The organism is Pararhizobium sp. LjRoot238 (assembly GCF_964252955.1).
Lineage (GTDB): Bacteria > Pseudomonadota > Alphaproteobacteria > Rhizobiales > Rhizobiaceae > Pararhizobium.
In genome coordinates this window covers 643,241-665,724 of record NZ_CAXUPP020000001.1, presented here as the reverse complement: position 1 = coordinate 665,724, position 22,484 = coordinate 643,241, and the positions used below count along the sequence as shown (strand labels likewise).

The 22,484-nt window shown below is 61.2% G+C and carries 25 protein-coding genes; 13 read left to right on the top strand and 12 right to left on the bottom strand.

Features of this window, described 5'->3' with window-relative positions; all coding sequences use genetic code 11:
- Nucleotides 1-19: 19 nt before the first annotated feature.
- From ACSQ3F_RS03410 to ACSQ3F_RS03390, 5 genes are all read right to left on the bottom strand, one after another.
- A complete protein-coding gene (locus tag ACSQ3F_RS03410) occupies nt 20-661 on the bottom strand; it encodes a YitT family protein (protein WP_436102022.1) in 642 nt (213 codons plus the stop codon).
- Between the two features lie 197 nt (nt 662-858).
- Entirely contained in the window at nt 859-1,248 is a 390-nt protein-coding gene (locus tag ACSQ3F_RS03405; RefSeq protein ID WP_436098931.1) for a type II toxin-antitoxin system PemK/MazF family toxin, read from the bottom strand.
- On the bottom strand, nt 1,193-1,429 hold the full coding sequence (locus tag ACSQ3F_RS03400; RefSeq protein ID WP_436098930.1) for a ribbon-helix-helix protein, CopG family: 237 nt from the start codon (nt 1,427-1,429) through the stop codon (nt 1,193-1,195). The genes ACSQ3F_RS03405 and ACSQ3F_RS03400 overlap by 56 nt, the downstream gene beginning before the upstream one ends.
- Nucleotides 1,430-1,572: 143 nt before the next feature.
- Complete coding sequence (locus ACSQ3F_RS03395) at nt 1,573-2,205, bottom strand: YitT family protein (RefSeq protein ID WP_436098929.1); 633 nt, start codon at nt 2,203-2,205, stop codon at nt 1,573-1,575.
- A gap of 205 nt (nt 2,206-2,410) precedes the next feature.
- Nucleotides 2,411-3,355 (bottom strand): methyltransferase domain-containing protein, encoded by a 945-nt coding sequence (locus ACSQ3F_RS03390; RefSeq protein WP_436098928.1) that lies wholly within the window; start codon nt 3,353-3,355, stop codon nt 2,411-2,413.
- Nucleotides 3,356-3,517: 162 nt separating this feature from the next.
- On the opposite strand from ACSQ3F_RS03390, the gene ACSQ3F_RS03385 reads away from it, so the two are divergent.
- From ACSQ3F_RS03385 to ACSQ3F_RS03375, 3 genes are read left to right on the top strand one after another with little or no spacing between them, the layout of a single operon-like run.
- The gene (locus tag ACSQ3F_RS03385; RefSeq protein ID WP_436098927.1) at nt 3,518-3,784 is read left to right on the top strand and encodes a DUF6460 domain-containing protein; all 267 of its coding nucleotides are present in this window, start codon (nt 3,518-3,520) and stop codon (nt 3,782-3,784) included.
- 1 nt (nt 3,785) lies between these two features.
- Complete coding sequence (locus ACSQ3F_RS03380; RefSeq protein WP_436098926.1) at nt 3,786-4,289, top strand: CAP domain-containing protein; 504 nt, start codon at nt 3,786-3,788, stop codon at nt 4,287-4,289.
- Nucleotides 4,290-4,329: 40 nt separating this feature from the next.
- The gene (locus tag ACSQ3F_RS03375) at nt 4,330-5,697 is read left to right on the top strand and encodes an MATE family efflux transporter (protein WP_436098925.1); all 1,368 of its coding nucleotides are present in this window, start codon (nt 4,330-4,332) and stop codon (nt 5,695-5,697) included.
- Here ACSQ3F_RS03375 and ACSQ3F_RS03370 read toward each other — a convergent pair.
- A complete protein-coding gene (locus ACSQ3F_RS03370) occupies nt 5,673-6,761 on the bottom strand; it encodes a quinone-dependent dihydroorotate dehydrogenase (protein ID WP_436098924.1) in 1,089 nt (362 codons plus the stop codon). The two genes, ACSQ3F_RS03375 and ACSQ3F_RS03370, sit on opposite strands and share 25 nt — an antisense overlap.
- A complete protein-coding gene (locus ACSQ3F_RS03365; RefSeq protein ID WP_436098923.1) occupies nt 6,758-7,120 on the bottom strand; it encodes a DUF952 domain-containing protein in 363 nt (120 codons plus the stop codon). The genes ACSQ3F_RS03370 and ACSQ3F_RS03365 overlap by 4 nt, the downstream gene beginning before the upstream one ends.
- A 114-nt stretch (nt 7,121-7,234) precedes the next feature.
- Here ACSQ3F_RS03365 and ACSQ3F_RS03360 point away from each other — a divergent pair, with 114 nt between their 5' ends.
- Nucleotides 7,235-7,672 carry a hypothetical protein gene (locus tag ACSQ3F_RS03360; protein WP_436098922.1) on the top strand — a complete coding sequence of 146 codons (438 nt, stop codon included), beginning with the start codon at nt 7,235-7,237 and terminating at the stop codon, nt 7,670-7,672.
- Between the two features lie 180 nt (nt 7,673-7,852).
- Nucleotides 7,853-8,500, top strand: coding sequence for a response regulator (locus tag ACSQ3F_RS03355; RefSeq protein ID WP_436098921.1), 648 nt, complete (start codon nt 7,853-7,855; stop codon nt 8,498-8,500).
- A gap of 6 nt (nt 8,501-8,506) precedes the next feature.
- On the opposite strand, the gene ACSQ3F_RS03350 is transcribed toward ACSQ3F_RS03355, so the two are convergent.
- Genes ACSQ3F_RS03350 through ACSQ3F_RS03340 form a run of 3 tightly spaced genes read right to left on the bottom strand, consistent with a single transcriptional unit; the run spans nt 8,507 to nt 12,836 of the window.
- On the bottom strand, nt 8,507-8,860 hold the full coding sequence (locus ACSQ3F_RS03350) for a helix-turn-helix domain-containing protein (RefSeq protein ID WP_436098920.1): 354 nt from the start codon (nt 8,858-8,860) through the stop codon (nt 8,507-8,509).
- 9 nt (nt 8,861-8,869) lie between these two features.
- Nucleotides 8,870-9,298: a type II toxin-antitoxin system RelE/ParE family toxin gene (locus ACSQ3F_RS03345; RefSeq protein ID WP_436098919.1), complete on the bottom strand. Its 429-nt coding sequence runs from the start codon at nt 9,296-9,298 to the stop codon at nt 8,870-8,872.
- A 43-nt stretch (nt 9,299-9,341) separates the two neighbouring features.
- Entirely contained in the window at nt 9,342-12,836 is a 3,495-nt protein-coding gene (locus tag ACSQ3F_RS03340) for a PAS domain-containing hybrid sensor histidine kinase/response regulator (protein WP_436098918.1), read from the bottom strand.
- Between the two features lie 241 nt (nt 12,837-13,077).
- On the opposite strand from ACSQ3F_RS03340, the gene mscL reads away from it, so the two are divergent.
- The 7 genes from mscL (at nt 13,078) to ACSQ3F_RS03305 (ending at nt 19,914) form a co-directional block, all read left to right on the top strand.
- Nucleotides 13,078-13,503: a large conductance mechanosensitive channel protein MscL gene (gene mscL / locus ACSQ3F_RS03335; protein WP_436098917.1), complete on the top strand. Its 426-nt coding sequence runs from the start codon at nt 13,078-13,080 to the stop codon at nt 13,501-13,503.
- A gap of 191 nt (nt 13,504-13,694) precedes the next feature.
- Complete coding sequence (locus ACSQ3F_RS03330; RefSeq protein ID WP_436098916.1) at nt 13,695-14,861, top strand: pyridoxal phosphate-dependent aminotransferase; 1,167 nt, start codon at nt 13,695-13,697, stop codon at nt 14,859-14,861.
- 94 nt (nt 14,862-14,955) lie between these two features.
- On the top strand, nt 14,956-15,948 hold the full coding sequence (gene galE / locus ACSQ3F_RS03325) for a UDP-glucose 4-epimerase GalE (RefSeq protein ID WP_436098915.1): 993 nt from the start codon (nt 14,956-14,958) through the stop codon (nt 15,946-15,948).
- A gap of 324 nt (nt 15,949-16,272) precedes the next feature.
- Nucleotides 16,273-17,043 (top strand): glucose-1-phosphate cytidylyltransferase, encoded by a 771-nt coding sequence (gene rfbF / locus ACSQ3F_RS03320; protein WP_436098914.1) that lies wholly within the window; start codon nt 16,273-16,275, stop codon nt 17,041-17,043.
- Entirely contained in the window at nt 17,043-18,128 is a 1,086-nt protein-coding gene (rfbG, locus tag ACSQ3F_RS03315) for a CDP-glucose 4,6-dehydratase (protein ID WP_436098913.1), read from the top strand. The genes rfbF and rfbG overlap by 1 nt, the downstream gene beginning before the upstream one ends.
- A complete protein-coding gene (locus tag ACSQ3F_RS03310; RefSeq protein ID WP_436098912.1) occupies nt 18,125-18,688 on the top strand; it encodes a dTDP-4-dehydrorhamnose 3,5-epimerase family protein in 564 nt (187 codons plus the stop codon). Before rfbG ends, ACSQ3F_RS03310 begins: the two co-directional genes overlap by 4 nt.
- Nucleotides 18,685-19,914 carry a methyltransferase domain-containing protein gene (locus ACSQ3F_RS03305; protein ID WP_436098911.1) on the top strand — a complete coding sequence of 410 codons (1,230 nt, stop codon included), beginning with the start codon at nt 18,685-18,687 and terminating at the stop codon, nt 19,912-19,914. Before ACSQ3F_RS03310 ends, ACSQ3F_RS03305 begins: the two co-directional genes overlap by 4 nt.
- A 96-nt stretch (nt 19,915-20,010) precedes the next feature.
- Here the strand turns inward: ACSQ3F_RS03305 and ACSQ3F_RS03300 are convergent, their stop codons facing one another.
- Nucleotides 20,011-20,316 carry a chorismate mutase family protein gene (locus ACSQ3F_RS03300; protein WP_436098910.1) on the bottom strand — a complete coding sequence of 102 codons (306 nt, stop codon included), beginning with the start codon at nt 20,314-20,316 and terminating at the stop codon, nt 20,011-20,013.
- A gap of 177 nt (nt 20,317-20,493) precedes the next feature.
- On the opposite strand from ACSQ3F_RS03300, the gene ACSQ3F_RS03295 reads away from it, so the two are divergent.
- Nucleotides 20,494-21,708 carry a glycosyltransferase family 2 protein gene (locus ACSQ3F_RS03295; RefSeq protein ID WP_436098909.1) on the top strand — a complete coding sequence of 405 codons (1,215 nt, stop codon included), beginning with the start codon at nt 20,494-20,496 and terminating at the stop codon, nt 21,706-21,708.
- Nucleotides 21,709-21,786: 78 nt separating this feature from the next.
- On the opposite strand, the gene ACSQ3F_RS03290 is transcribed toward ACSQ3F_RS03295, so the two are convergent.
- A complete protein-coding gene (locus ACSQ3F_RS03290; RefSeq protein WP_436098908.1) occupies nt 21,787-22,473 on the bottom strand; it encodes a cephalosporin hydroxylase family protein in 687 nt (228 codons plus the stop codon).
- Nucleotides 22,474-22,484: the final 11 nt, after the last annotated feature.

The window sequence follows — 22,484 nt, the reverse complement described above, 5'->3', positions numbered from 1 at the left end:
TACGCGCGCGGCGTGTCCCTCACATCGCGATATAGCGATCTTTGCGATGGTTCACCGCCAGCGTGATGTTCATCACCAGCGCGCCGGCGATCGAGCAGGCGATGATATAGGGACTGGCGAGGAAGAAGGAACAGGCGACGATGGCGCAGTCGAAGCCGAGCTGGATGAAGCCGGCGCGCCAGCCGAAGCGGTCCTGGATATAGAGCGCCAGAATGCCGATGCCGCCGAGGCTGGCACGGTGGCGGAAGAGCGCCAGCAGGCCCGCGCCGATGACAAGGCCGCCGAACAGCGCGCCGGTGAGCGGATCGACATGGGTGAGCCCCAGTGCGCGCGGCAAAACTTCCGACAGGGCCGCGGTGAGGGCGACGGCGGTGAAGGTCTTCAGTGTGAAGGCACGGCCCATGCGGCGGAAGGCGAGATAGTAGAAGGGCAGGTTCACTGCGAAGAAACAGGCGCCGAAGCTGAAGCCCGTCGCGTAGTGGATGAGGAAGGCGATGCCCGGCACGCCGCCGGTCAACAGCCCGGCGCTGGAGAGCAGCGTGATACCGAGCACGGCAAGCATGCTGCCGGAGACGACGCCCTGCACGTCGTCGGCCAGCGAATGACGCTCGGCGCTTGAAGCCATCAGTGCCGCGAAGGCGGATTTTGTCGGTGTTGCCATCATTGTCGCCGTGTCCCTTGCCCTTCAAAATTCCCTTCTATCCTCCGCTTTGCCAAACGCAAGCGCGGGTTTGTTTGCTTATCCATCCGTGGATTATGCAGCCGCCTCGCTGCGGGGTGTCACTAAATGCGTGAAAACCGGTGGGACGCCATTATCCCTTCGGCTGGGCAGTCGAGAACTTCTTGTTCTCGATCTATTTAATCCAGCGGCACGCCTTCATCGATCAGGTCGTAAATGGTGTCCTGTATCTGCTTGAGCACTGCAGCGGGCAGATTGCCGATTGGAGGCTCAACAAGGCTGCTCGCACGGACTGCTTGAACCTTGTCGCACATCACATAGGAACGCTTCTCAAGCCCATTGTTGGGCACCGGGTCGATAGCAATGCGGATTGGCTCGCATTGAGCTTCATTCGAAGTCAACGGAACAACGATCACGCTTTCCAGACGGACATTTGGGTTCTGAATCACAACAACTGGATGAGGCTTGCCCGTATAAACACCACGTTCGGCCATCCGGTAAATGGCTCCACGCTCAATCATCGAGGCCAACACCGTGCGCTTCGATCCAACGCATTGCGTCTTCTTCATCTTCCTTGTTAGCCCTGATCCGTCCGGCAGCATCGCGCATTTGCTCGTTTCGGACGCGCTTGATGTAGAGAAGCAATGCTTCCCGCATCGCTTCGCTCGGTGTCTGGTGCTTAGTCTCGGCTGCTTCGGTGAACCGCTCCTTGAGGTCATCATCGAGCCGGAAGTTCATCAGTGTGGCCATCGCCGCCTCCTTTGTATTACAAAACATATTACGCCGGCGACGGGCTGTCGCAAGGCCGGAACGCAAAGAAAAGCGCCTAAGCAGAGCAATCAACGCAAAAGAAACTATCGAGGGCATCAAGCACCCCGCTGGGGAGAAGAGGACTACAGCGCGATATAGCGGTCGGCGCGATGGTTGATGGTCAAAAACAGATTGAGCACGACGGCGCCGAGCACCGAATAGAACACGACCGGCGGCGTGGTGACGAAGAAGGCGGCGGCCAGCACGCAGAGATCGATGGCAAGCTGGACCAGGCCGGCGCGGATGCCGAACCGTTCCTGCAGATAGACACCGAGAATGCCGACGCCGCCGAGGCTGGCGCGATGGCGGTAAAGTGCGAGCACGCCGAAACCGAGCAACAGGCCGCCGAGAAGTGCTGCCCAGGCCGGGTGGATACTGGCGATCTGCAGCACCTGGCTCTGGACGTTGGTGAGCAGCGAGGTGATGCCGATGGCGATGAAGGTCTTCACCGTGAAGGCCAGGCCGAGGCGCTTCCACGAGAGGTAGAAGAACGGCAGGTTGAGCAGGAAGAAGGCGAGACCGAAATTGATGCCGAGCGCATAATGCAGGAGGAAGGCGACACCGGCGGTGCTGCCGGTCAAAAGGCCGGCGCTGGCGAGCACATAGAGGCCAAGCGCGGCAACGAGACTGCCGGAGAAGATGCCCTGCACATCCTCGATCGGCGTGTGGCGCGTTGCACTGGTGTTCCAGAAACCAAGGGCATTGATAAGGCTCATGGCGCGATCTCCGAGACGGCAAAAGATATGCGCCCGGGCGGGTCCGGACGGCGATGACGGGAATGAATGAAGTACGAGCGCGCCGGCGGTCTTTTCGAAAGCAGCGCCTGTGTGCAATGCAGCAATTATCGGGATTTGCGTCGTCTCGATCAAGCGAAATATGTAAGCAATGCTGACCTATTTCAACTTCGCAAGAAAAGTTCGTTCAGCCCGGTTTTTTCGTAAGGAAAAGAATGCCGGAGACCGGTTTTCCGCCATCATTGCGAATGGTGGTTTTGAGGGTTTCGAGGATTTCGAGCCCAAAGCGCTTGCAGAGCTGTCTGATGTAGCTCTCCGAATGTGCATAGCGCAGGGATTCGCGTAAAACGAAGTCGCCTTCCTCGCCACCATCCTCGACGGAAAAGGCAAACAGGCCGCCATCGGCAAGCAGCTTCGACGCGATGACGAAGACGCTGTCGAGATTGCCGAGATACATCAGCACATCGGCAGCGCTGACGAGGTTGGCACGGTTTTCGGAGGCCTTGCCCTTGGCAAACAGGCCGGAACGTTCCGGCGGCAGGGAAAGGTCGGCCTGTGCAAGCCGGTCGTAAATGCCTTTGTCTTCGGCCTTGGCCAGCATGTTGGCGGAGAGATCGAAGCCTTCGAGATGATCCGCCTTGTCGCGGATGCGCTCGCCGAACAGGCCGGTGCCGCAGCCAAGATCGATGACATGGGCGAAGCGATCATTGCCCGCATCGACTGCAATCAAGGCGGCGAGTTTTTCCGGAACCGTGTAGTGGAGCTTTTCGAGCAACGCCGTCTCGAAGCGGTCGGCATAGTCGTCGAACAGTTGCGCCACATAGAGGCTCGAAGGCTGCTCGGGCGTCTCGGCGCCGCCAAGCAGGGCGAGTTTCAGGCCGGCACCGAAAATATCGTCAGGGTTGAGCTCGAGAACTTTCTTGAGCGCCGCGACCGCCGCCTCTTTGCGGCCGGATTTCTCCTGATAGTCGGCGAGGCGGAACCAGCCGGCCGGCCAATCGGGAACAAGCTCGAGTGCCTGGGACATCAGGTCCGCGGCGCCGGTATGGTCGCCGCTGTCGGCAAGCATATGCGCATATTCGGCGCGGCGGTCGGCAATCAGGTCGCCGGAGGAAAGCTGGTTGAGGTTCATGCTTTTGCGCCTCGATTGTGCCCTTGGGCTTTGACCGCTTGTCGCGTGCGAGGATAAAAATGGCAAGCGACGATTGGCTCGGCAAGGGGTCTCGCCAATCTTCGTGGCTTGCGAGCGGCGCCGTGGCGGCTTATGTCAGGCAAAACAGGAGAATCATGGGCCATGGCCGATGGAGTGAACAAGTTTCTGGGCGATACGCCCGGCCGGGTGATCGTCAAGCTGCTGGTGGTGTCGATCATCGTCGGCTTCCTCATGGCGGTGTTCGGCTGGACGCCCTATGGCATTCTCTACACGGTCCGAGACTTCATTCTGGACCTCTGGCATTCCGGCTTCGCGGCGCTCGGCCGCATCGGAGATTACCTGCTGCTCGGTGCGGCCGTGGTCATTCCGGTCTTCATCATCCTGCGCATTCTCAGCTACCGGCGGTAATATGGACGATCGGAACTTCCTCGCCTCCCGGCGCACTCTTCTGCGGTCTGGGGCGTTTCTTTCGCTCGGCTTTCTTGCCAGTTGCGGCACGCCCAAGGTAACCCCGAGCGGCGATGGCAGCGACCAGACGGATGCGACGCTCGGATACGTCAACGGTTTGAGAGAGCAGGAGGGGCTCAAGCCGCTCGCGCGCGACCCGGCTGCGGCGCAGGCAGCACTTGCGCAGGCCGGCCGGATGGCCAAGGCCGGGAAGATGTCCCATCTGATCGGCATGGGCGACAGTTTTCTCGAGCGCATGAAGGGGCAGGGCGTCGCCCTGCCGGCGGCGGAGAATATCGCCATGGGCCAGGACAGCGCAGAAAAGGTCTATGCCGCCTGGTACCATTCGCCCAAGCATCTGGAAAACATGCTGGGACCGAACTACAGCGGGCTTGGTGTCGCGGTGATGCGGAATCCGGCTTCCGGAAACCAGCCCTATTGGGCCATGGTGCTTTCGACCGCCTGATCTGATTCCTGGGTTTCGCGGCTGGTCTTGGGGACAAAGCATGACGGCAGCGCACACGATCGATACCAGCGAAAATACCCATGGGGCAGGCCCCTTTCACGTCACCAACCGGCTGATCCTGTCGATCGCCGTGCCGATGACGCTGGGCTTCCTGACGACGCCGCTACTCGGCCTGGTGGATACGGCCGTCGTCGGGCATATGGGGCAGGCAACGCTGCTTGCCGGCCTTGCGGTCGGTGCCATCCTCTTCGACCTCCTGTTCACCACCTTCAATTTCCTGCGCTCGGCCACGACCGGCCTTGTCGCCCAGGCTTTTGGACGCGACGACCGGACGGAAGAGCAGGCGGTGTTTTGGCGCTCGCTGATCATCGCTTTGGTCTGCGGGACTGCCATCGTCCTGTTATCGCCGCTGCTCTTGGCGGCCGGGCTCTGGTTGATGGCGCCGGGGCCGGAGGTGGAGGCGGTGACGCGCACCTATTTCCTCTGTCGCATCCTCTCCGGCCCGGCGGCGCTCGCCAACTACACGATTCTCGGCTACGTGCTCGGGCGCGGGCAGGGGACAACGGGGCTGATGCTGCAGACGCTGATCAACGGCATCAACATCGTCTTGTGTATCTTTCTCGGGCTTTACCTCGGCTGGGGCGTGATGGGCGTGGCGCTGGCGACGGTGACGGGCGAGGTGGTCGGCGCCATCGCCGGATTTGCAATCGTCTGTGGCCGCTTCGACCGGACGGTTTCGCCGAGCTGGGCATCGATCATCGCCCGCGAACGCTTGAAGCCGCTGTTCGGGCTGAACCGCGATATCATGGTCCGCTCCTTCGTGCTTCTCGCCGCCTTCACCCTGATGACGCGCATCGGTACCGCTCTCGGCCCCGTGACGCTTGCCGCCAACGCCGTGCTGATGACGATCTTCCTCGTCGCCGGCTACTATCTCGATGGGCTCGCCAACGCGGCCGAACAGCTGACGGGCCGGGCGATCGGAGCGCGCTTCCGGCCGGCCTTTGATCGGGCGCTGAAGATGACGGCGATCTGGTCCCTCGCTCTGGCCGGGTTTACCACCGTCGCCTTCCTGATCTTTGGCGACGGGCTGGTCGATCTGCTGACGACGGCGGAGGATGTGCGGGCCGTGGCCTATACCTACATGCCCTGGGCGGCGATCACGGCGATGACAGGGGCGCTCGCCTTCCTGATGGACGGCGTCTTCATCGGCGCCACCTGGTCGCGTGATATGCGTAACATGATGCTGGCCGCCTTCGCGGGCTACGTCGCCGCGCTCTGTCTGTTGGTGCCGGCCTTCGGCAATCACGGGCTCTGGGCGTCGCTCAACCTGTTCCTGCTGTTTCGCGGTCTTTTCCTGATGGTGCTGGTGCCGCGCCGCTCGGCTCAGACGTTCCTGGCGGCCCAATAGCCCACGCGGCTGCCGCGGATATCAGCGATCGACGAGAGCTTTTCGCGATCGCAGAGTTGCGACAGGCCGCGGACGATCCTGCCCGGCAACGATGGGCCTTCATAGACCATGCAGGAATAGAGCTGGACGAGATTGGCGCCGGCGCGGATTTTCTCCGCTGCCGTTTCGGCCGACGAGACGCCGCCGACGCCGATGATCGGCAGATCGGGGCCGACGCGCTTGCGCATCTTGGCAAGCACGATCGTCGATTTTTCAAACAGCGGCTTGCCGGAAAGACCGCCGCTTTCTTTGGCCTGGCGCTGATCCTTCAGGCCGTCGCGCGACAGCGTCGTATTGGAGACAATCAGCCCGTCGAGCGCATGCGACAGCGCTCCGGCTGTGATATCGTCCATGCCTTCTTCGGTGAGATCCGGCGCGATCTTCAGGAAGACCGGCACGCGGACACCAGTCTTGGCCGCTTCTTCGTTGCGGGCGGCAAGCACGGCGGACAACAAAGCCGAGAGGCTTTCGCGCGCCTGCAGGTCGCGCAGGCCGGGCGTGTTGGGGGAAGAAATGTTGGCGGTGAAATAGCGGGCGACGCCGTAGAAAGTGCGGATGCCCGTGACGTAATCGGCGATCCGGTCGGCGCTGTCCTTGTTGGCGCCGATATTGACGCCGATCATGGCATCGCGCGAGCAGCCGCGAAGCCGGGTCAGCGCCGCCTGATGGCCTTCATTGTTGAAGCCGAGGCGGTTGATGACGGCGTCATCCTCGACCAGACGGAAGATGCGCGGCTTGTCGTTGCCGGCCTGCGGCTTCGGCGTGACGGTGCCGATCTCGGTGAAGCCGAAGCCGAGCCTGAGCAACGCTTCCGGCACCTCTGCATTCTTGTCGTAGCCGGCCGCCATGCCGAGCGGATTGGTAAAGGAAAGGCCCGCGACGCTCTGGACAAGGCGTGGATCGGCGGCGGCTGCGCAGGCGGGCACGAGGCCGGTTTTCAGCGCCTTGACGGAAAGGCCATGGGCGGCTTCCGGGTCGAGCAGGAAGAGGCCGCGGCGTGCGAGCGACTGGAAGGCATCAATCATCGGCCAAACTCCGGAAAGACATCCTGAGGGAAAAGATGGGTGCCGTTGGCATCGAGCGGCAGCGGTTTTGCCCAGAGGACCGCGTCGAAAGAAAGGGGGGCGTAGAGATGCGGAAACAGCGTTCCGTCGCGGGAGGCCTCATAGACCAGCTTGTCGCCAAGCTTTTCGCCATCGACGGCGACGAGCAGAAGGCCTTGCTGTCCGGCAAAATAGCGGGCAGCGGTTCCCGGTGCCTGCTCGGCCGTCGACAGATGGATGTAGCCATCCGTCAGATCGATCGCAGCACCCTTGAATTCTCCACTGTTCAGCGCATCCTGCCATAGAGTTGCCGGGACGATTTTGTAGATGATGCTGCTCATGCCGCCGTTTCCTGGACATTGGACGATCTGTTTTGCGGGATTGCCGCAATCCTGTGCGAAAGTCCACCGGCAAGCGGGTCCGATCCCGGATTTTTGGCGATCAAGGAGGTTGCGATGAACAGGATGTTGATACCGGTCGTGACCCTTGGCGGGGTCTTCGCAGCCATCGCGGCCTTCGCCGAGGAGCCGGCACCGGGACGTTACGCCATGCAGAAGACCGACAGCGGCATTGCGCGGCTGGATACGCAGACGGGCGAGGTGTCGCTCTGCCAGGAGGGCAACGGCGAAATGGTCTGCCGGATGGCGGCCGACGAGCGCACCGCCTTCGAACTGGAGCTCGATCTTTTAACCAAACGGCTCGAAACCCTGGAAAAAGCTGTCGGAGAAGGCCAGACTGCGCTGAAACCACGGCTTCCGACGGAGGAAGAGATTGACCAGACGATGAGCATCATGGAAAGAATGATGCGCAGTTTCATGGGAATTGTGAAGGATCTGGAACGCGAGGACAAGACGCCGTCGGGCAAGACGGAGGAAGGCCCTCAGAAGACCTGACCTGTTCCCGGATGATACATGCGGCGGCGGTGAATTGGAGGATTCGCCTATCGCATAATTCCTTAAATCGGAATCGAGCTAAGGTAAAATTATGCAATGATTCAAAGTGTTACGGAGACCTTTGCGCGTCTGAGAAGACGCGCGGCGCCGTAATGCGCCAGGCTCTTGGGAGGGAGCGTCATGACGTCAGATTTGACCATCATCATTGCGGACGACCACCCGCTGTTTCGCGGCGCCATGCGCCAGGCGCTGACCGGCATGGCCGGAAATCCGACCATCATCGAAGCCGGTGATTTCACCGCGGCGCGGCAGGCGGCGATCGACAACGTCTCCGCCGACCTGATGCTGCTCGATCTCACCATGCCGGGCGTCAGCGGACTGTCCGGCCTGATCGCCCTTCGCGCCGAATTCCAGAGCCTGCCGGTGATGATCGTTTCGGCTCAAGACGATCCGGCGACGATCCAGCGGGCGCTGGAACTGGGGGCATCCGGCTTCCTGTCGAAATCCGCCGGCGTCGAGGAAATCCGCCAGGGCATCGAAACGGTGATGGCCGGCGACATCTTCACCCCGCCGGGCTTCCAGCGCGGCATGGAGCATGAGCCGGAAGTGGCGGATCTTCTGCATCGGCTGCAGACACTGACGCCGCAGCAATCGCGCGTGCTCGGCATGCTGGCGGAAGGCCTGCTGAACAAGCAGATCGCCTATGAACTCGGCGTCTCCGAGGCGACCATCAAGGCGCATGTCTCGGCGATCTTGCTTAAGCTCAATGTCGACAGCCGCACGCAGGCGGTCATCCAGCTGGGGAAGATTTCGGCCGTCGCGGCTTGATTTGGATTAACGTCTTGCCGCCAGTTTCGCGGGGGCGATTTTCGTGTTGATGTCGCCTTGCTGTTGGCTCGATTGATGAATGTCGATGACGATGTCCTTGCCGAGCAGGGACAGGGTTCGCATAAGCCGCCACACGGAATAGTCGCCGACATTGCCGTTTGCAATTCTGGAAATGTCGGGTTGCTTCAAGCAGGTCAGTTCCGCAGCCGCTTTCTGGCTGAGCGCCTTGTCCTCGATGGCCAGAGCGATCTCATTCGAAAGCAGAAACTTGACCCGCATTTCGGCGGGGTCGGCATAGCCGCGGTCCTTAAGATAATTCCCGCTTCCCAATTTTGCAGTTCCAGTCGTAGGGTCCGTCATTGCCTTCGCCTATGCCATCTCTCTTCGTTTTCGTCTCATCTCGTAACGCATGCGCAGCAATGCACGATTTTCGATATAGAACTGATCGGCCTGCCGTTTTCTCTCTAGCAGTCGCGCAACCTGTTCCGCCGGAATCTCGCCGTCCTTCTTCGACTTCTTCATGCCTGCATCGATAAGGACCACTGCCTCGTCGTAATTCGCAAGATAGTATGTCCGGTACGTGTTGCTGTCGTGTGATACACGGAGTTCTTCGATGCCTTTCAAGCTCCCCGATAGCGCTTGGTGGTGCTTTGCGGGCAGGCGCTGAAGATTCTGGACGGCGGTCACGCGCGCATCAAATGCTTCAACCACTTCCGCCGGTTGAGACAGATAATCGTCTTCGACACGCTGCGGCAGAAAAATCACTTCTTTAATGTCGACCGCATCGTCTGACGTCATTTGACAGCCAATATAGCAGTTTCACTATAAAATTCAATTTTATTTACTCCGCCGCCGCCTTCATCGACACCGAAAGCTGCGTTAGCCAGGCTCGCATCGATGCGGGACGGACGGGTTTGTTCTGGAGCGCAATGCCGTCGCGTTCGGCGGCGGCGCGAACTTCGGGAGAACGGTCGGCGGTGACGAGGAGGGCGGGGATGGCGACTGTGAAATGGTCGCGGATCGCGCGGATCGCGTCGATGCCGGTCGCCTTGTCCAAATGGTAGTCGGCGATGATCGCGTCCGGATTCTGGGCGAGATTGACCGGATCGGCCTGCCAGGCCGCAAGCGACAGCGCGGTTGAAACCGTGCAGCCCCAGCCTTCGAGCAAAAGCTTCATGCCCTCGATGATCTGGGCCTCGTTGTCGATACACAGGACGCGCAGGCCGTGGAGCGGTTCGGCGGTTCCAACGGTTGCCACAGAGGCGGTCTTGACGTTGCCGGCCGCGCGGTCGATCGGCATGGTGACGCGGAAGCGTGTGCCCTTGCCGGGCTTGGACTGCAGGTCGACGGCGTGGTTGAGCACACGGGAGATGCGGTCGACGATCGACAGGCCAAGCCCGAGGCCGGAGGCGGTCCTGGCGCCTTCGTCGAGGCGGGCGAACTCCTTGAAGACCGTGCGGAACTTCGACGCCGGAATACCGATGCCGGAATCGAGCACCTGGATAACGGCGTTGTCACCCTCGCGCCGCACGCCGACAAGGACTTTGCCCTTTGGCGTGTACTTGATGGCGTTGGAAACGAGGTTCTGCACCAGGCGGCGCAGAAGGTTCGGGTCGGTACGCACCGTCAGCGATGTCGGCATCACCGTGAGCCTGAGATTGGCCGCGCGCGCGACCGGGGCGAAGTCGGTTTCGATGCGGCGCAGGAGATCGTTGAGCGGCACGGATTGAAGGCGCGGCTTCATCGCGCCCGTATCCAGCCGGGAGATATCGAGAACGGCGCCAAGGATGGATTCGACCGATTCGAGCGAGGAATCGATGTTCTGGACCAGCACGCTGTTTTCGGAATCCCCGAGCCGTTCGACCAGCGACGAGGAATAGAGGCGGGCGGCGTTGAGAGGCTGCAGGATGTCATGTCCGGCGGCGGCGAAGAAGCGGGTCTTGCCGATATTGGCTTCCTCGGCCGCAGCGCGGGCTTCGGCCACTTCCCTGTTGACCCGCGTCAGCTCTCCGGTGCGTTCGGCAACACGCAGTTCCAGCGTCTCGTTCGCCTGTTTCAGTGCAATGTCGGCGGCGACGCGCTGGGTGATGTCGGTATAGGTGGTAACGATGCCCTTGTCCGGCATGGCGTTGGTGCGCACTTCGATGATCCGTTCGCCGCCGGAAAGTTCGAGCAGGAACGGCTTGTCGAGCGTCAGGAAGTTGGCAATCAGCCCCTTGCCGTCTTCCTTGCGGATGTCGCCGCGCTTGGTGAGGATGGAGACGATCTCGGCCAGCGGAAAGCCGACCTGTCCAGCGCTTTCCGGCAGATCGAGCAGCTGGCGGAAGCGCCTGTTCCAGATGATCAGGTTGTTGGAACTGTCGAAGACGGCGATGCCCTGATCCATCTGCGAAAGCGCCGTTTGCAGCATGTCCTGATTGTACTGCAGCGCTTCCGAGGCCTGGTCGAGCAGCCAGGCGGTGTCGGAAGACGTGTCGTCCATGCGTTGCAGCACCAGTGACAGCACGAGCCGCGCGGAGGAGGAGCCGATGGCGCTGCCGAGCAACTGCTCGGAAAAATGGACGAGCGCCATGTCGGCGTGCTGGTTGTCCTCCAGCCAGCGGCCGGACTGGCGCTCATAGGTCCGGAAGGAGCGCTGCATGCGCTCCTCGCCGAGATAGCGGGCGATCGTGGTTTTCAGGTCGAGCACGGTGATCTTGGTCTTGCGGCCGCGAAACGCCTTTTCCGAGCGCGATTTGCGGCGGATGAAGACGCCGGCTTGCAGCCGCTCCAGCGGTTTTGGCGCACGCGTCAGCGAACCGATGACATAGGCGGTCATGTTGACGAGCAGGCTGAGCGTCGAGGCATTGACCAGCGGGTCGGCGGCAGGGCCGGAAAAGATCGCAGTGAAGGGGAAGAGGAAACCGAGAACGGTCGCCGCCACATGCGAGTTATCCGGCCCGCCGAGGCTCGGCAGGAAGAGAAGATAGGCCCAGACGAGGAAGCCGAGCGTCATGCCGGCGATGGCGCCGCGGGCATTGGCCTGGCGCCAGACGAGGCCGCCGAACAGGGCGGGCGCCATTTGCGAGATGGCGGCGAAAGACAGAAGGCCGAGCGAGGCGAGGCCGGCGCTCATGTCGGCGGAGCGGTAGTAGCCGTAGCCGAGCAGGAGGACGGCGAAGATCGCCGTCCTCCTGACGTTGAGCAGCGTGCCGGTGACATCCTGCGAGCCGCCGCGGCCCATCAGGTTGCGCCTGAGGAAGACCGGCATGACGATGTCGTTGGAGATCATGATCGACAGCGCGACGGAGGCGACGATGACCATGGCGGTCGCGGCGGAAAAGCCGCCGATGAAAGTGATCAGCGTCAGGATAGGCATGTCGGCGGAAAGCGGTAGCGTGAGCAGATAGAGATCGGCTTCGCCGCTGCCGGAAAAGGTGAGGATGCCGGCCATGGCAACGGGCAGGACGAAAAGGTTGATGGCGATCAGATAGGCGGGAAAGAGGATACCGGCGGTGCGCAGATCCTTTTCCGTGCGGTTCTCGACGACGGTGACGTGGAACTGCCGGGGCAGGATGATGATGGCGAAGGCGGAGAGCCCGACGAGCAGGATCCAGCGCGGCAGTGGCGTCTGGTAGTTGAGCGCGGTCATCACCTGATTGTTGGCGAGCGCCCTGGCCCAAAGGTCGCTCGGGCCGTCGAACAGGAAGAAGACGACGTAGAGGCCGGCCGTCACCAGTGCCAGCAGCTTGACCACCGATTCCATCGCGATCGCCAGGATGAGACCGTCCTGATGTTCGGTGGCATCGGTGTGGCGCGTGCCGAAGACGATGGCGAAGCAGGCGAGGAAGAGCGTGACGAGCAGTGGCAGATCGATAAAATTCTGGCCGGCGCCGATGCCATAGCCGCTGGTATCGACCATGGCGGAAACAGAACTCGACACGGCCTTCAGCTGCAGGGCGATATAGGGGATGGCGCCGATCAGCGAGATCAACGCGACGATCGCAGCGACGGCCGGGTTCTTGCCGTAACGCGCGGCGACGAAGTCGGCAACCGAGGTCAGCTTCTCGGATTTGGCAAGCGCGATGATGCGGCGGATCACCGGCAGGCCGAGCGTGAACATCAGGATCGGGCCGATATAGATGCCGGTGAATTCCAGCCCGCGCTCGGCGGCAAGGCCGACACCGCCGAAATAAGTCCATGAGGTGCAATAGATTGCCAGGCTCAGCGCATAGACGAGCGGCCTGCCCTTGCCGGCAGGGGCGTTGCGCGCCTTGCGATCGCCATAGCTTGCCACCGCAAACAACAGCAGCAGATAGGCGAAGGCGGCCGCGAAGATGATCGAGCCCGAAAGCATGCCTCCTCCTTGTCCTCACATCAGCATAGGACAAGACGAAAGGGAAGAAAATCAGGCTCGCCTAAGCCTTAAGTCAAAGAACGGACATCTGTTTTTGGAACGGCACGAAACCGGTGGGTTTCGCTTCCATTTTTCGACGCTCGATTTACTTGAGTGTAATTTCAAGTAGCATCCCCCGGCTATCCGGCGGAGCAAGGGCAGGTAAAGCCGGCCGGTTTCAGGAAAAGATGAGGAGAGATTAATGCTGAACGAATTCAAGGCGTTTATTGCCAGAGGCAATGTCATGGACCTCGCCGTCGGTATCATCATCGGTGGTGCTTTCACGCTGATCGTCAATTCTCTGGTCAACGACATCATCATGCCGGTTGTCGGTGCAATCACCGGCGGGCTTGATTTCTCCAACTTTTTCTTTCCGCTCTCCAACACCGTGACCGCCACCTCGCTTGCCGCCGCCCGCGAGCAGGGCGCGGTCTTTGCCTATGGCAACTTCCTCACCGTGGTGTTGAACTTCCTGATCCTCGCCTGGATCATCTTCCTGCTGGTCAAGGGGGTCAACAACATGCGCGCCACGCTGGAAAAGCAGAAGAGCGAGGAACCCGCAGCACCGCCGCCGGTCGATGTGCAACTGCTGACCGAAATCCGCGACCTGCTGAAGCCGAGAGCGTAAGGCGATACATCACCAAAATCGATAAACTCGTCAGCGAATATCGCGTGATCGTGATCTGAAAAACCGCTAGAAGCGGCGGGCAAATAGAGCGCGCGCGCCCAAATGGGCATGCAAAGGGCGCTCTCCCCTTTGACGTTGCGCATAACCCCGAAAATCTATGCGATTTCGGGTCATGCGTCAGGAGCCCGCCGATGACCATTCTCGCCAGCCTCAGCCCCCGATCGCTCGCAGCACCCGAAAGCGGCATCGTCGAGCTGGTGAATTATGCGCGCGGGCGCGACGGCCTGATTCCGCTCTGGGTCGGCGAGGGCGACCTGCCGACGCCGGATTTCATCTCGCAGGCGGCGCAGGATTCGCTGAAGGCCGGCGAGACTTTCTACACCTGGCAGCGCGGCATCCCGCCGCTGCGCGAGGCGCTGGCGCGCTACTATCAGCGTCATTTCGGAAAGACGCTTTCCCCTGACAATTTCTATGTGACGGGGTCGGGCATGCAGGCGATCAAGCTGGCGATCGAGGCTGTGACCTCGCCGGGCGACGATGTGGTCTTCCTCTCGCCGGCCTGGCCGAATTTCGCGGCAAGCGCGGAGCTTTCCGGCGTCCGGGCGATTGCGGTGCCGCTGAGCTTCGAAGACGGCAAATGGCAGCTCGATATCGGCAAGCTCGAAGACGCCATCACGCCGAAGACACGGGCGCTGTTCGTCAATACGCCGTCCAACCCGACCGGCTGGACCGCATCGCACGACGATCTGAGGGCCATTCTTGATCTGGCGCGCCGGCATGGGCTCTGGATCATCGCCGACGAAATCTATGCGCTCTACTATTTCAATGGCGGCCGCGCGCCGTCCTTCCTCGACATCATGGAAGAGGATGAGCGCGTCCTCTTCGTCAATTCCTTTTCGAAGAACTGGTCGATGACCGGCTGGCGCGCCGGCTGGATCGTGGCGCCGCCGGAAATCGGCCAGGTGCTCGAAAACCTGATTCAGTATTCGACCTCCGGTGTCGCGCAGTTCATCCAGGCCGGCGCGGTTGTTGCGCTCGATCGGGGTGACGGGTTCGTCGCAGAAAACATCGCCAAGGCGACCCGCTCGCGCGATCTGCTGTGCGATGCGCTGATCGCGACGAACCGCGTACAGACCCTGAAGCCGGACGGCGCGATCTACGCCTTCCTGAAGATCGACGGTGTCACGGATGCGCGCCGCGCAGCCCTCGACATCGTCGACAAGACCGGTGTCGGCCTGGCACCTGGCACGGCCTTCGGCGAGGGCGGTTCGCTGTTCATGCGCGCCTGTTTCCTGCGCGATCCCGGCCAGATTGCAACGGCCGCCGAGCTGTTGGCCGGCTATATCGCGTCTCGTTGAGTGGAATTTGACCGTTCGGCACTGCACAAAATCCTTGTATGTCGGCCCGTGAACGGGTCTTATCCCGCTGACTTCAACAATGCGGGAGTACGCAATGGCGGTTTTGGTAACGGGTGGCGGCGGCTATATCGGCAGCCACATGGTCTGGGCATTGCTCGATGCCGGTGAACAGGTTGTCGTCATCGATCGTCTCTCAACCGGGTTTCGCTGGGCGATCGCGCCCGAAGCGCGCTTCTACGAAGGTGACATCGCAGACACGGTGCTGATGCGGCAGATCTTCGCGGAAAACGAGATCGATTCCATCATCCATTTCGCCGGTTCAATCGTCGTGCCGGAATCGGTCGCCGATCCGCTCGGCTATTACGAGAACAACACGGTCAAGTCGCGCAGCCTGATTGCCAGCGCCGTCGAGGCCGGCATCCCCTATTTCGTGTTCTCCTCGACAGCGGCGGTTTACGGAACGCCCGAGGTTCTGGAACCGGTGACGGAAAGCGTCAACCTGAAGCCGGAATCGCCCTATGGCTCGTCCAAGCTGATGACCGAGATCATGCTGCGCGACACGGCCAACGCGCATGCCTTCACCTATACGGCGCTTCGCTATTTCAACGTCGCGGGTGCCGATCCGAAGGGACGCAGCGGCCAGTCTTCGGCCTTGGCGACGCACTTGATCAAGGTCGCCTGTGCTACGGCGCTCGGCAAGCGCGCGTCGATGAGTGTCTTCGGCACCGACTATCCGACGCCGGACGGAACCTGCGTGCGCGATTACATTCACGTCTGGGATCTGGTGCAGGCGCATCTGAAGGCGCTGCAGCGCATGCGCGCCGGCGGCGGTTCGCTCGCCGCCAATTGCGGCTACGGCCACGGCTTCTCGGTGCTTGAAGTGCTCGATGCGGTGCGCAAGGTGCATGGTGAGGATTTCCCGGTCACTTTCTCGGAACGGCGGGCAGGCGACCCTGCGATGATCGTCGCCAATCCAGCGCTCGCCAGGAAGGAACTCGGATGGGTGCCGGAATATGATGACCTGAGCGGCATCATCCGTAGCGCGCTCGATTGGGAACAGCATCTGATGCGCAAGAATGCCTACTGAAAGCCAATCATTTATGTCTTCCTGGCCTGATATTCAGCCGGGAAGACAGGAAAGCCGGCGTTTACGCGCCGTCTCTCCAGTTTGACGACAGTTTCAGCTTCTAGGGTGCCTGCCAGGATAGACTGACTGGACCCGGAGCATCATGGCGTTTCCCTGCCTTAGAAACCGTATGACGGCAAAGCCATTGGCTGTGCGGTCGAAGGCGGCGCGCAGGCCGGGATCAACTCGATCGCGGGCCAATTCAGGCGCCCGTTTCCCCTCAGCCCGTTTCCCCTCAGCCAAGTCATCGCCGGCGACGGCTTTGGCGCCTAGCCGGAGAATCCGATGAGAGCGGTCATTCTCGCTGGCGGTCTGGGCTCACGCATTGCCGAGGAAACGCATCTGCGGCCGAAGCCGATGATCGAGATCGGCGGCCGGCCGATCCTCTGGCACATCATGAAGCTCTACTATGCCCATGGCGTACGGGATTTCATCATCTGCTGCGGCTTCAAGGGCTATGTGATCAAGGAATATTTCGCCAATTACGGCCTGCACATGTCGGACATCACCTTCGACCTGTCGCAGAACAGCATCGAGTTCCATCGCCAGAGCGCCGAGAACTGGCGCGTAACACTGGTCGATACGGGCGAGAACTCGATGACCGGCGGCCGCCTCAAGCGTGTTGCCTCCTATCTGAGGAACGAGGAAGCCTTCTGCTTCACCTATGGCGATGGTGTCAGCAACGTCGATATCGGCAAGACCATCGCCTTCCACAAGAGCCACGGCAAGCAGGCGACGGTGACGGCCGTGCGGCCGCCGGCGCGCTACGGCGCGCTGCAATTGGACGGCACCGAGGTTCAGGGTTTCGTCGAAAAACCGGAAGGCGAGGGCGGCTTCATCAATGGCGGTTTTTTCGTTCTTTCGCCCCGCTGCATCGACCGGATCGAAGCGGATCATTCAAGCTGGGAGGGGGAGCCCCTGATGGGACTGGCCAGAGACGGCGAGCTGCAGGCCTATTTCCACGAAGGCTTCTGGCAGCCGATGGATACGCTGCGCGACAAGAACCACCTCGAAAGCCTCTGGCAGAGCGGCGCCCCGCCGTGGAAAACATGGTGATGCCGATGACGAATGAATTCTGGCGCGGAAAACGCGTCTTGGTCACCGGGCATACCGGCTTCAAGGGCAGTTGGCTGACGCTGTGGCTGCGTGAACTCGGGGCGGATGTTGCCGGCCTGTCGCTGGCGCCGCGGACCGAGCCCTCGCTGCACCTGCTGCTCGGCGGCGCGATGGATGGTCCTGGCATCGTCGACATCCGCGACCGCGATGCTGTCACCCATCATGTTCTGAAGACAAAGCCGCAGATCGTCTTCCATCTCGCAGCACAGGCGCTGGTGCGTGCCGGCTATCGCAGCCCGGCGGAAACCTACGACGTCAACGTACTCGGGACGGCCAATCTGCTCGACGCCCTGCGTCTGTCGGAGGATGTGCGCTCGATCGTGGTGGTGACGACGGACAAGGTCTACCACAATGCTGAGACGGGCCTTGCCTTCATGGAGAGCGATCCGCTCGGCGGCCATGATCCCTACAGCGCCAGCAAGGCGGCGGCGGAGATCGTCGCGGCGAGCTACCGCGCATCCTTCTTCTCAGCCCGCAGGATCGGCCTTGCCACGGCGCGCGCCGGCAACGTCATCGGTGGTGGCGACTGGGCCGAGGATCGGCTGATCCCCGATGCGGTCAGGGCCTGGCAGAGCGGCGAGACGCTGCAGGTGCGCCGCCCGCGGTCCGTGCGCCCCTGGCAACACGTCCTTGAACCGCTCGGCGGCTATATGGGCCTTGCAGAACGGTTGTGGCGGGCGCCGGAGGGTATCGACAGCTACAACTTCGGACCCGATCACGGCGAGGCCGCATCGGTCGGCGCGGTTCTGAAGATGGCCGAGCGGCATTTCGGCGGCGGCGCGATGATACTCGGCGACGGAACGGACGGTCCGCACGAGGCGGGTTATCTGGTGCTCGACAGCGCCAAGGCCCGGGCCGAACTCGGTTATCAGCCGCGCTGGCGGCTTGCAGAGACCGTCAAGCGGACGATGGAATGGTACCGGGCGCAAGGCGATGGCCGCGCGGCGCTCGATCTCTGCCTTGCCGATATCAGGGATTTCGCTGGATTGGCCGTTCAAGACAAGCCTCAGAGGGCGACCGGATGAGCGGGCGGTTCGAGGCGGCTGAAACGCCTCTCGACGGATTGTTGGTTCTGACCCGCAGGAAGATGGCGGACGAGCGCGGCTTCCTCTCGCGCCTGTTCTGCGCGGACGATCTTGCGGCCTTCGGCTGGCAAGGACGCGTTGCGCAGCTCAACGAGACTGGCACGGCGTTCAAGGGAACGGTGCGCGGCATGCATTTCCAGCGCCCGCCGCAGGCCGAGATCAAGCTGGTGACCTGCACGCGTGGCCGCATTCTCGATGTCGCCGTCGATATCCGCCAGCATTCGCCGACCTTTCTGCGGCATTTCACTGTCGAGCTTTCCGAAGACAATGCCTGTTCGCTGCTGATCCCCAAGGGGTTCGCCCATGGCTTCCAGGCGCTGACCGATGATGTCCGGATGATCTACGCCCATACTGAGCCCTATGCCGCTGAGGCGGAAGGCGGGCTCAACCCTGAAGATCCGGCGCTCGCTATCGACTGGCCGCTGCCGGTGATCAATCTCTCGCCGCGCGATGCCGCGCATCCCCTGTTGTCGCCGGACTATCGCGGAGTTGCCGCATGAAATGCCGTCACTGCGGATCGACGCATATGGTGCCGTTCCTCGATCTCGGCACTGCTCCGCCGTCGAACTCCTATGTCGATCCCTCCAACCGCCATATGCCGGAACTCTGGTACCCGCTGATCATCCGCTGCTGCCGGGAATGCCGGCTGGTGCAGACGGAAGATTTCGCTGACCGCGAGACGTTCTTCTCGTCGAGCTATGCCTATTTCAGCTCTTTCTCGACCTCCTGGCTCAACCACGCCAGGCAGTATGTCACCGAGATGCAGGCCCGTTTCGGCTTGACCGAAGCGTCGCACATCGTCGAGGTCGCCGCCAATGACGGCTATCTGCTGCAATACGCCAAGGAGCGCGGCATCGGCTGCCTCGGTATTGAGCCGACGGCAAGTACGGCAGCGGCTGCCCGGCAAAAGGGTATCGACATCGTCGAGGCATTCTTTGGCGTCGAACTCGCCGAGAAACTGGCGGCGGAGGGGCGTTCGGCCGATCTGATGGCGGCCAACAACGTACTGGCCCATGTGCCGGACATCAACGATTTCGTCGCCGGTTTTACGCGTCTCTTGAAGGCGAACGGCGTCGCCACCTTCGAGTTTCCGCACCTGCTCAATATGGTGCACGAGGCGCAGTTCGATACGGCCTATCACGAGCACTATTCCTATCTGTCGCTGACGGCCGTGACGCGCATCTTCGAAGCGAACGGTCTTTGCGTCTTCGATGTCGAGACGACGCCATGGCATGGCGGCAGCCTGCGCGTGTTCGCGCAGCGCAGCGATACGGGGGCACGTGCGAAAATGGCAGCCGTCGCCAGGACGCTGGATGCCGAGCGCGCGGCAGGCATGCTTGAGGATGCCTTCTATGCGAATTTTCAGGAGGCGGCGCAGACCGTGCGCGACGGCTTCCTTGAATTCCTCATCGAAAGCAGGCGGGCGGGCCTGAAGGTGGCGGCCTACGGCGCCGCGGCGAAGGGCAACACGCTCATCAACTTCGCCGGCGTCAAGCCCGATCTCCTGCCGTTTGTCGTCGACAAGAATCCGGCCAAGCAGGGAACCCTGCTCCCCGGCAGCCGCATCCCGGTTGTCACGGAGGACGTCCTGAAAGCCGAAAAACCGGAAAGGGTGGTTATTCTGCCATGGAACCTACAGGCCGAAATCAAACAGCAGCTTTCGTATATCAGCGATTGGGGTGGCAAGTTCGTGACAGTGGTGCCGAAGCTGACGGTGCATCCGTAGTCGATGGCGCGCGCACCGATCTGCCTCAGGTTGCCGTCGATGCGCCGATGAAGAAGGCCGATACGCCCGTCGCCGAGATCGGCTGATCGCGAAGGCTCATTTTTCGATTTCGCCGAGCACGACCTGCTCGTGCTCGATCGAATGCTGGATGAGCCGCGTCCAGATATCCTCGTAGAAGTCGGCATCGAGCCCGGCCTTCTCGGCGTTTTTTCGTGCGTTGCGCCGAACCTCATTCACGCGAGCCGGGATGTCGGCCTTCAGTCCGGCCGGTTTCTTGATCTCGGCGGCGCGATCGATATAGGCCCAGCGTTCCGCAAACAGTGCCATCAGCGCTTTGTCCAGCCGGTCGATCTCGGCGCGGATATCCGCCATCGAGGCGCAGTCTGCCGGATTTTTCTGCATGCGGGTCTCCGGGTGTCATGTCTCACGGGCGGCTTGCTGCACAGCAAGACCCAATCCAACGCTGCTTATCAAGCGATCCTGCTCCTGAAAAGCCGAAAACCCGAGGCAGGTTCAAAGGGTCGCGGGCAAGGTTCGCGAAAGCCCTCACCGCTAGTGTTCGACAAACGGAGATATTTCATGTTCGCCCAGCCGAAACTGACGATTTGTGTGCCCTCACGGAACCGCCAGCGCTATTTCCAGGAAACCATCAGAAGCCTGCTGATGAACCTCAGGACGGATATCGAGTATGTCTTCGCGGACAATTCGGACGATCCTTCGATCATGCGCGCGTTCATGGCGGAAATCGAAGGCGATCCGCGCGTCAAGTTCCTGCCGCCGGCCGAACAGGTTCTGCCGATGGTCGGCAACTGGGAGCGCTGCATGGAGGTGGCGACGGGCGAGTTCATCTGCGTTATCGGCGACGACGACTACGTCGATCCCGATGTCGTCGATCTCATCGAAAAGATTCAGGCTGACGTGCCGACCGTCGAAGCGATCGCCTGGTCGCGTCTGACTTACAACTGGCCGGATTTCCGTCCGCGCAAATGCGTGATCGCCGTACCTATGGGCGCCTTTTATCACCAGGTTCCACGCAACGCCCTCTATGGCAGTTTCTTCCATTGGTCGCATGCCGCTTCCAAGCCGAACTGCCTCTTTTCCGTCTATCACGGCGCCGTCTCCCGCAAGACGATGGAGAAGATCCGTACCAAATTCAACGGCCGCTATTTCGAGCATCCGGTCGTCGATTTCGAAAATACCTGCAAGCTTCTCGTCACTGCCACCACCTTCGTCCACGTCGAGCGCCCGTTTTCGGTCATGGGCGTCTGTGCCGCGAGCAATTCCGGGCGGGTCCATACCGCCAGCCGGATGACGGAGATGCACGCGCAGTTCATGTCGGAGATCGGCCGGAATATCGATAACGATGCCTATATGAAGGATTTCCCGTTCCCGGTGTTTCTCGGGAATACCGCAGCAATCGGCATGTGCCAGCAATGGTTCAAATACACATACGGCTACAAGGCGCCGGCCGGATGGCAGGAGAATTTCGCCCGTGCCTGTGCCTTGAGTTGCTCGAGCAGCAGCGGCAAAGAAAATTTCGACCTCTTTGTTGCTGGTTACCGTGCAGCGGTCGAGGCTTGGGATGGCGGCGCGCATCTGTCGGCTTTCCAGCCACGGTACCAGACGCCAACCGACGTCCTTTATTTCGGTATGGTTGACAAGATCCTCTATCTCGATGAGGACATCGCAGGCGTCGGCACGCCGAGCGAGCTTTTCCAGATCGTCAAGCAGATCATCGTGCCGCTCGAACAGGTAGAAAAATTGGTCAAAGAAAACGAAAGAAAGAGCGCGTGAGTAGCGCTGCCGCGTTCGATGCGGACGCGGCATGACAGGAAAAAAGGCGGGCGATCAGGGATCGCCCGCCTTTTCGTGTCAGCTGACGCGTTTCAGATAGCCGTCGGGGGCGACGGAGATCAGCAGCTTTTCATCAATGTCCTTGTCGATGACGAATTCCGGATGGGATTTCAGCCACTGATGAACTGCAGTCTTCGGGTTGGCTCCCTTGTCCCAGGGCCGATCCGGATAGCTTTCGGATGGCAGGTCTTCGATAACCGTATCGAAGACGACGCAATAATTGGACACCGTCACCAGATCCGCATAGGCCTCCAGTTCGGCGAGCACGTGATCGTGCGTGTGGTTGGAATCGAGGCAAACGAGCACCGATTTCTTGCCTTCGGCGGCGGCGCGCACCTGGGCGATCACGACGGGATCGATGGACGAGCCTTCGATCATCGAAATGCGGCGGTAAAGCGGATGGGCTTCGATTGCAGTCCGGTTGTGGGCGCGAATATCGATGTCGATACCGAGAACGCTCGCCTCCGGATTGCCGCCGCAAGCCGCATTGAGCTCCAGCATCGAAGCGGAAAAGATGAGCGACCCGCCATGCGCGATGCCTGTTTCGATGATGAGATCAGGCTGCGTTTCCCAGATGATCTGCTGCATGGCAACAATATCCTGCGGGTACTGGATGATCGGCCGGCCAAGCCAGGAGAAATTATAGGAGTATTTTGGCGCGATCGATGCCGTCAGAAATGTTTTCGCAGCAGTTGAGATATCCATGGGTAAGCTTT